Here is an 8,290-nt window from a genome sequence, read left to right as displayed (position 1 = left end):
CATGGCGTGGTTCACCCGCCCCACTGGAACGGATGGCGGCGGGTGAACCACGCCATGCCCGGCAGGATCAGCAGCAGCCACATCAGCGCGCTGCTCGCTTCCCACAGCGCGGGCTCCCATGCCGGGATATCCGACCCGCGGCGACGCAGGTCCATCAGCGCGACCACGCTGTTGCCGAGGCAGTTGCCGCCGATCATCACCAACCAGAAGCCGATCTCGACCCAGCGCTTCCATGGCAGATAACGTTCGTATGGCATCGGTTCGGCATCGCGCATCGGCCGCATTCTAGCCGCTGGCACCGTCCCGCCGGTCCCCGTGCGCCCACCATTCGTCCCTGCGCGCCCCCCGGCCGTCCCCTCGCACTGGCCCGGCGGGCCCGGCACGGCAAGGCTGGCGCCCCTCCCGACACGACCGGATGCAACCACGATGCAACGCCGCCACGACCTGGACCGGGTCCGCGTCTTCGCCTTCTGCCTGCTGGTGCTCTACCACGTGGGCATGTACTACGTAAGCTGGGGCTGGCATGTGAAAAGCCCCGCGGCCAGCACCACGCCGGAACCGTTCATGCTGCTCACCAGCCCCTGGCGGATGTCACTGCTGTTCCTGATCTCCGGCGTGGCCACCGCCTTCATGCTGCGCGGCAGCGCCGCGGGATTCGTGCGCCGGCGCTCGCGCCAGCTGCTGCTGCCGCTGCTGTTCGGCATGCTGGTGATCGTGCCGCCGCAGGCTTACCTGCAGGTGGTCGAACAACTGCCCGGCGGCTATTCCGGCGGCGGGCTGGATTTCTATGGCAAATACCTGAGCGCCTACCAGGGCTTCTGCGGCAGCGACGGCAAGTGCCTGATCCTGCCGACCTGGAACCACCTGTGGTTCCTGCCCTACCTGTGGTGCTACACGCTGCTGGCCTGGCTGCTGTGGCTGCTGCCGGCACCGGCCCTGGCGGCGCTGCGCGACGGCACCGCCCGCCTGCTGCAGGGCTGGGGCGCGCTGCTGCTGCCGGTGCTGCTGCTGGCGGCGGCACGCCTGCTGCTGGCCGCGCGCTTCGAGCAGACCCACGCCCTGGTGGACGACTGGTACAACCACGCGCAGTACGCGAGCGTGTTCCTGATCGGCTTCCTGGTGGCCTTCAACGAAGGCTTCTGGCTGTCCCTGCAGCGCCTGCGCTGGCCGGCGCTGCTGCTGGCGGCGGCCAGTTATGCGCTGCTGGTCCATACCTGGTACTTCGCCGGCCATGACGAGACCCATCCGGTACCCGAAGCGTTGCGCCAATGGCTGCGCGCGGCCTGGGCGCTGGACCAGTGGTGCGCCATCGCCGCCCTGCTCGGCTTCGCCTACCGCTGGCGCGACGTCGACAGTCCGCTGCTGCGCTACCTGAGCCTGGCGGTGTTCCCGCTGTACATCCTCCACCAGACGGTGATCGTGGTGCTGGCGCATGCGCTCAAGCCCCTGCACATCCCCGCCACGGCCGAGGCGGTGCTGCTGGTGGTGGCGACCTTCGCGCTGTGCCTGGGCGCCTACGCGGTGATCCGGCGCGTCGATTGGCTGCGGCCGCTGTTCGGGCTCAGGCCCGTGGCACCTGCCCCGCCCGTGCCGGCGCTGGTCGATGGCCGCCGCTGAGTGCGGCATCGGCCACTATCCGCGCTGCGGATGGCGGCCGCCGCTAGGCCGCCTGGCAGTGCTCCACGATCAACTGGATCGCGCCGCCACCGCGGTAATCGTCACCGACCAGGCGGTAGGCCAGGTGCACGTGGCGGCCCGGGGCGACGCCGCTCCAGCCGCCGAAGTGGATGGCATTGAGGGTACCGGCCATGCCGGGCAGGCGCAGTTCCAGTTTCAGGTGGCGTTCCTTGAGCACGCGCCATTGCGCCACCTCGAAGTGCCCATCGAACAGCGGTTCCGGGAACCCCTGCCCCCATGGCCCGGCCAGCCGCAGCGCCTCGGCGTGGCGGAAATCCAGTTCGGCCACGGACAGTTCGCCGTCGCTGAGCAGCAGCTGCTGCAGCAGCGCCGGGTCCAGCGTCGCCAGCACCTGCTGTTCGAACGCGGCGCGGAACGCCTCCAGCCGTGCCAGCGGCAGGCTCAGGCCCGCGGCCATGGCATGGCCACCGAAACGGTCGATCAGCCCGGGGTGCCGCGCATCCACCGCGGCCAGGGCGTCGCGGATGTGGAAGCCCGGAATCGAGCGCGCCGACCCGCGCAGCGCCTGTGCCCCCGGTTCGGCCGGGGCGAAGGCGATCACCGGGCGATGCAGGCGGTCCTTCATCTTCGAGGCCACCAGCCCGACCACGCCGGGATGCCACTGTGCATCGAACAGGCAGGCCGCGACCGGATGCCCGCCATTGCCGTCCAGCAGTACCCGTGACACCGCCAGCTCGGCGTCGTCGGTCATCGTCTGCTGCACCGCCCGGCGCTCGGCGTTGATCTCTTCCAGCAACGCGGCGATTTCGCGCGCCTGCGCCGGGTCCTCGGTCAACAGCAGTTCGATGCCCAGGGCCATGTCCTCGAGCCGGCCGGCGGCGTTCAGGCGCGGGCCCAGGGCGAAGCCGATATCGCTGGCGGCCAACCGCCGTGGATCACGGCCGCTGGCCTCGATCAGCGCCCGCAGGCCGACGCAGCCCTGGCCGGCGCGCAGCCGGCGCAGGCCGGCCGCGACCAGGGCACGGTTGTTGTCGTCCAGCGCCACCAGATCGGCAACGGTACCCACCGCCACCAGGTCCAGCAGCGGGGTCAGGTCCGGACCCTTGCCATCGGCGAACGCGCCGGCCTCGCGCAGGTGCCGGCGCAACGCCATCAGCACGTAGAAGATCACCCCGACACCGGCCAGCGCCTTGCTCGGGAACGCGTCGCCGTCCAGGTTCGGATCGACGATGGCGTCGGCCGCCGGCAACTGCTCGCCGGGCAGGTGGTGGTCGGTCACCAGCACCTGCCAGCCCAGCGCCTTGGCCGCGGCCACGCCGGCGTGGCAGGCGATGCCATGGTCCACCGTCACCAGCAGGTCCGGCTGCAGCGCGGCCAGTTCGGCCACCAGCGACGGCGACAGGCCGTAGCCGTGCACCATGCGGTTGGGCACCGCATGCACCACGTCGCGCGCGCCGAGCAGGCGCAACCCGCGCACGCCGACCGCGCACGCGGTGGCGCCGTCGCAGTCGAAATCGCCGACGACCAGGATGCGCCGGCCGGAGGCGATCGCCGCGGCCAGCAGCTGCACCGCGGCATGCATGCCGCCGAGCAGGTCCGGTGCATGCAGCTGCGCCAGCTTCGGTTGCGCCTGCTCGGCGCTGCACACGCCGCGCGCGGCATAGATGCGACGCAGCAGCGGCAGGGTGGCCGCATCCCACTGCCCGGCCGGGCCTTCGGGCCGGCGGACGATCTTCAATGCATCACGCATCGTGCAGGGCCGCCAGCGGCTTCTTCCAGAAGCGCCAGCGCTGGCCACGGTGGATGCGGTAGCAGGTGCCGTCCTCGAAATCGAGCTGCAGTTCGCGCAGTTCGCCACGGCCGATGGCATCGAGCAGCGGCGCGATGGCATCGCGGGTGAGCTGCTCCAGCGACCGCAGCTGGCGCAGGTCCACCAGCGCATCGACCGTCTGGTCGCCGTCGATGCGCACGCCGGCCATGGCCGCCAGCCCCTGCAGCAGGGCGTCGCGGCTGCGGACCTGGGCATGCCCGGTCCGCACCGACTGCGGCAGGCGGCCGGCGCCCCAGAACCACAGCGAATTGACCGCGCGCCGGCCCTCGGCGACGCGTTGCTGGTTCCACGGATGCTGGTGCAGGACCACCTGGGCTTCGGTCAGCAGCGCCCGCCACTGGCGGCCGTTGTCGCCCTCGGGCAGGTGTTCGAACAGGTCGTCGCCGAGCGCGGCGTCGGGCGCGGTGAAGGCAGGCAGCGGCGTGTCGTCGGGCAGGCGCAGGTACCAGCGCGATGGCGAAGGCGCGTCGAGCTGGAAGCCGAACCCGGCGAACAGCGGTTGCAGCGCAGGCAGCAATGCGGCCGCATCGGCCGGCTCCAGGCGCAGGCTATCGGCCGAGGCCATCAACCGCGCGCCCTGCATGTCCGGCATCACGTTGGCCGGGTCGGCGCGCAGCCACAGGCTGCCGGCGGCATCGCCGGCGTCGACCTGGCGGGTCAACGCGGCAGCCGACCAGTCATCGGGCTGCACCTGGAAATGCCGGCGCAGCTGCGCCGACTCGCCGGCGGCGCCGGTACTGCGGTCGGCGCGGCCAAGCGCGCTGGCCACCGGTGCCGGCAGGGTACCGCCCGGGAAGCGGCTGCGGGCGGGAAGCAGCAAGGTGGCTTTGGCGTGGGTCATGGAAGGCTCTGCGGTCCTGTTGCCTGCAACAAACGCCCCGGCAGGATGCCGGGGTACGCGGCGCAGCCGGCCCGGATGGCATGGACGAGGGTACGGGCGAAACCATCGGCCGCCAAACATCGTCGGCTCCCGGGGTCGCGGCCCGATGGCGGGCGCCCTGGCCACCGCTCCCTGCCGGAGCGGCGGCGGTCATGCAGGTGCGTCAGCCGGCAGGCATGGCGCGGGGTACGACCCGCGCCGCCGGGCTCAATCGAGGTACTCGACGCTGACGATCTCGTACTCGCGCTGGCCGGCAGGCGCGGCGATGGCGACGGTGTCGCCCTCGTTCTTGCCGATCAGTGCGCGCGCCACCGGCGAGGAGATGGCGATCAGGCCCAGTTTGATGTCCGCTTCCAGGTCGCCGACGATCTGGTAGCGCTTCTCCTCGTCGCTCTCCACGTCGGCCAGCGTCACCGTCGCGCCGAACACCACGCGGCTGCCGGCATTGAGCTTGCTGATGTCGATGATCTCGGCATGCGACAGCTCGCCTTCCAACTGCTTGATGCGGCCTTCGATGAAGCCCTGCTCCTCGCGCGCGGCATGGTACTCGGCGTTCTCCTTGAGGTCGCCGTGCTCGCGCGCCTCGGCGATCGCCGCGATCACCTTCGGACGCTTTTCGGTCTTCAGGTGATCCAGCTCCTCGCGCAGCCGCTGCGCGCCCTTGAGGGTAATGGGGGCTCTCATGCGTTCAACTCCTTGTGCAGTTCCTGCAGCGACCAGACCGGGCCGGTGCCACGGAATTCCAGCGATTGCACCAGCGCCTTGGCGCCGGCCACCGTGGTCGAATAGGTGACGCGCTGCTGCAGCGCCTCACGGCGGATCGAGAACGAGTCGTTGATCGCGGCACGGCCTTCGGTCGTGTTGACGATGTAGACGATCTCGCCGTTCTTGATGCTGTCGACGATGTGCGGGCGGCCTTCGACCACCTTGTTGACCACCTCGCAGGCAATGCCCTGCTGCTGCAGCCAGGCCGCGGTGCCACGGGTGGCCACCACCGAATAGCCGCGCTCGACCAGGCCCTGCACCGCCGGCAGCACGCGCGGCTTGTCGGCATCGCGCACCGAGATGAAGGCCTTGCCCAGAGGCGGGGTCTTGATGCCGCCGGCCTCCTGCGCGCGCGCGAACGCGGCGCTGAAGCTGCGGCCCACGCCCATCACCTCGCCGGTGGAGCGCATCTCCGGCCCCAGAATCGGGTCCACGCCCTGGAACTTGGCGAACGGGAAGATCGCCTCCTTCACCGAGTAGTAGTCCGGAACCACTTCGCCGGTCGCGCCCTGCTCGGCCAGGCTCATGCCGGCCATGCAGCGGGCGGCGATCTTGGCCAGCGGCACGCCGGTGGCCTTGGACACGAAGGGCACGGTGCGCGAGGCGCGCGGGTTCACTTCCAGCAGGAAGATCACGTCGTTGCCGTCGGCATCGGGCTGGATCGCGAACTGGGTGTTCATCAGGCCGATCACGTTCAGTGCCTTGGCCAGCTCGCGCACCTGGCGGCGCAGCTCGTCCTGGGTGGCCGGCGACAGCGAGTACGGCGGCAGCGAGCAGGAAGAATCGCCCGAATGCACGCCGGCTTCCTCGATATGCTCCATCACGCCGCCGATCAGGACGTTGCCGTCCTTGTCGCAGATGATGTCCACGTCCGCTTCCACCGCCGCGTCGAGGAAGTGGTCCAGCAGCACCGGCGAGTCGTTGGAAACCTTGACCGCATCGCGCACGTAGCGCGCCAGGTCGGATTCGCCGTAGACGATCTCCATGGCGCGGCCACCGAGCACGTAGCTCGGGCGCACCACCAGCGGGTAGCCGATCTCGCGGGCCAGCACCAGCGCCTCGTCGGCGGTGCGCGCGGTACGGTTCGGCGGCTGCTTCAGGCCCAGTTCCTGCACCAGCTTCTGGAACCGCTCGCGGTCCTCGGCCAGGTCGATGGAATCCGGCGAGGTGCCGATCACCGGCACGCCGTTGGCTTCCAGCGCGCGCGCCAGCTTGAGCGGGGTCTGCCCGCCGTACTGCACGATCACGCCCTTGGGCTGCTCCAGCTCGACGATCTCCAGCACGTCTTCCAGCGTCAGCGGCTCGAAGTACAGGCGGTCGGAGGTGTCGTAGTCGGTGGAAACGGTCTCCGGGTTGCAGTTGACCATGATGGTTTCATAGCCGTCCTCGCGCAGGGCGAGCGCGGCATGCACGCAGCAGTAGTCGAACTCGATGCCCTGGCCGATGCGGTTCGGGCCGCCGCCGAGGATCATGATCTTGTCGCGGTCGCTCGGGTTGGCCTCGCACTCGTCCTCGTAGGTCGAATACAGGTAGGCGGTGCTGGTGGCGAACTCGGCGGCGCACGAATCCACCCGCTTGTACACCGGGCGCACCTTGTGCGCGCGGCGCAGGGCGCGGATCGCCGCTTCGTTGGTGCCGGTCAGCTGCGCCAGCCGCGCGTCGGAGAAGCCGGCGCGCTTGAGCGCGCGCAGGCGCTTGCCGTCCAGCGCGTCGATGCCCTCGGCGCGCACCTGCTTCTCGTCGGCGATGATGTCTTCGATCTGGTCCAGGAACCACGGGTCGATCCAGGACAGGCCGTAGACATCGTCAACGCCCATGCCGGCACGGAAGGCGTCGCCGACGTAGAACAGGCGCTCGGGCCCCGGCGCCTTCAGCTCGCGCTTGAGCGTGGCGATGTCGTCCTCGCTGCCCAGGTCCAGACCGGTCGGGTCCAGGCCGATCTTGCCGGTCTCCAGGCCGCGCAGCGCCTTCTGCAGCGATTCCTTGAAGGTGCGGCCCATCGCCATCACCTCGCCCACCGACTTCATCTGCGTGGTCAGGCGCGCGTCGGCGGCCGGGAACTTCTCGAAGGCGAAGCGCGGGATCTTGGTGACCACGTAGTCGATCGACGGCTCGAACGAGGCCGGGGTCAGGCCGCCGGTGATCTCGTTCTTCAGTTCGTCCAGGGTGTAGCCCACCGCCAGCTTGGCGGCGACCTTGGCGATCGGGAAGCCGGTGGCCTTGGAGGCCAGCGCCGAGGACCGCGACACGCGCGGGTTCATCTCGATCACCACCACCCGGCCGGTGGTCGGGCTGATGCCGAACTGCACGTTGGAACCGCCGGTGTCCACCCCGATCTTGCGCAGCACGGCGATCGAAGCGTCGCGCAGGCGCTGGTATTCCTTGTCGGTCAGGGTCTGCGCCGGGGCCACGGTGATCGAGTCACCGGTGTGCACGCCCATCGGGTCCAGGTTCTCGATCGAGCAGACGATGATGCAGTTGTCCGCGGTGTCGCGGACCACTTCCATCTCGAACTCCTTCCAGCCCAGCACCGACTCCTCGACCAGCACTTCGGTGGTCGGCGACAGTTCCAGGCCGCGGTTGACGATCTCGATCAGCTCTTCGCGGTTGTAGGCAATGCCGCCGCCGCTGCCGCCCAGGGTGAACGACGGGCGGATGATGGTCGGGTAGCCGACCCGGGTCTGGATCTCCAGCGCCTCTTCCAGCGTGTGGGCGACGGCGGCCTTCGGGCACTCCAGGCCGATCTCCTGCATCGCCACGCGGAACAGCTCGCGGTCCTCGGCCATGCGGATGGCCTCGCGCTTGGCGCCGATCAGCTCGACGTTGTACTTCTCCAGCACGCCGTGGTCGGCCAGGTCCAGCGCGCAGTTCAGCGCGGTCTGCCCGCCCATGGTCGGCAGCAGCGCGTCCGGGCGCTCCTTGTCGATGATCTTCTCGACGGTCTGCCAGTTGATCGGCTCGATGTAGACGGCGTCGGCCATTTCCGGATCGGTCATGATCGTGGCCGGGTTGGAGTTGACCAGCACCACGCGGTAACCCTCGTCGCGCAGCGCCTTGCACGCCTGCGCGCCGGAGTAGTCGAACTCGCAGGCCTGGCCGATGACGATCGGGCCGGCGCCGATGATCAGGATGGTTTTTAGATCGGTGCGCTTTGGCATTTCAGTACTCGCATGGGG

General features: G+C 69.8%; 6 protein-coding genes. 1 reads left to right on the top strand and 5 read right to left on the bottom strand.

What is annotated here, in order from left to right:
* Positions 1 to 11: 11 nt before the first annotated feature.
* The gene (locus tag ABB33_RS01255; protein WP_211260853.1) at positions 12 to 257 is read right to left on the bottom strand and encodes a hypothetical protein; all 246 of its coding nucleotides are present in this window, start codon (positions 255 to 257) and stop codon (positions 12 to 14) included.
* A gap of 169 nt (positions 258 to 426) precedes the next feature.
* Between ABB33_RS01255 and ABB33_RS01250 the strand changes: the two genes are divergently transcribed.
* On the top strand, positions 427 to 1,617 hold the full coding sequence (locus ABB33_RS01250) for an acyltransferase family protein (protein WP_082594926.1): 1,191 nt from the start codon (positions 427 to 429) through the stop codon (positions 1,615 to 1,617).
* Between the two features lie 43 nt (positions 1,618 to 1,660).
* Here the strand turns inward: ABB33_RS01250 and recJ are convergent, their stop codons facing one another.
* The 4 genes from recJ to carB all read right to left on the bottom strand — a co-directional run bounded on the left by recJ (position 1,661) and on the right by carB (position 8,272).
* Positions 1,661 to 3,388 (bottom strand): single-stranded-DNA-specific exonuclease RecJ, encoded by a 1,728-nt coding sequence (gene recJ / locus ABB33_RS01245; RefSeq protein WP_056930850.1) that lies wholly within the window; start codon positions 3,386 to 3,388, stop codon positions 1,661 to 1,663.
* Positions 3,381 to 4,310: a hypothetical protein gene (locus ABB33_RS01240; protein WP_056930849.1), complete on the bottom strand. Its 930-nt coding sequence runs from the start codon at positions 4,308 to 4,310 to the stop codon at positions 3,381 to 3,383. The genes recJ and ABB33_RS01240 overlap by 8 nt, the downstream gene beginning before the upstream one ends.
* A gap of 246 nt (positions 4,311 to 4,556) precedes the next feature.
* On the bottom strand, positions 4,557 to 5,021 hold the full coding sequence (greA, locus tag ABB33_RS01235) for a transcription elongation factor GreA (RefSeq protein ID WP_461868115.1): 465 nt from the start codon (positions 5,019 to 5,021) through the stop codon (positions 4,557 to 4,559).
* 8 nt (positions 5,022 to 5,029) lie between these two features.
* Entirely contained in the window at positions 5,030 to 8,272 is a 3,243-nt protein-coding gene (carB, locus tag ABB33_RS01230; protein ID WP_054665992.1) for a carbamoyl-phosphate synthase large subunit, read from the bottom strand.
* Positions 8,273 to 8,290 lie beyond the last annotated feature (18 nt).

The sequence above is a fragment of the Stenotrophomonas acidaminiphila genome (assembly GCF_001431595.1).
Lineage (GTDB): Bacteria > Pseudomonadota > Gammaproteobacteria > Xanthomonadales > Xanthomonadaceae > Stenotrophomonas > Stenotrophomonas acidaminiphila.
Note: the sequence above shows the minus strand (reverse complement) of the source record. Positions and strands in the feature narration are given on the sequence as shown.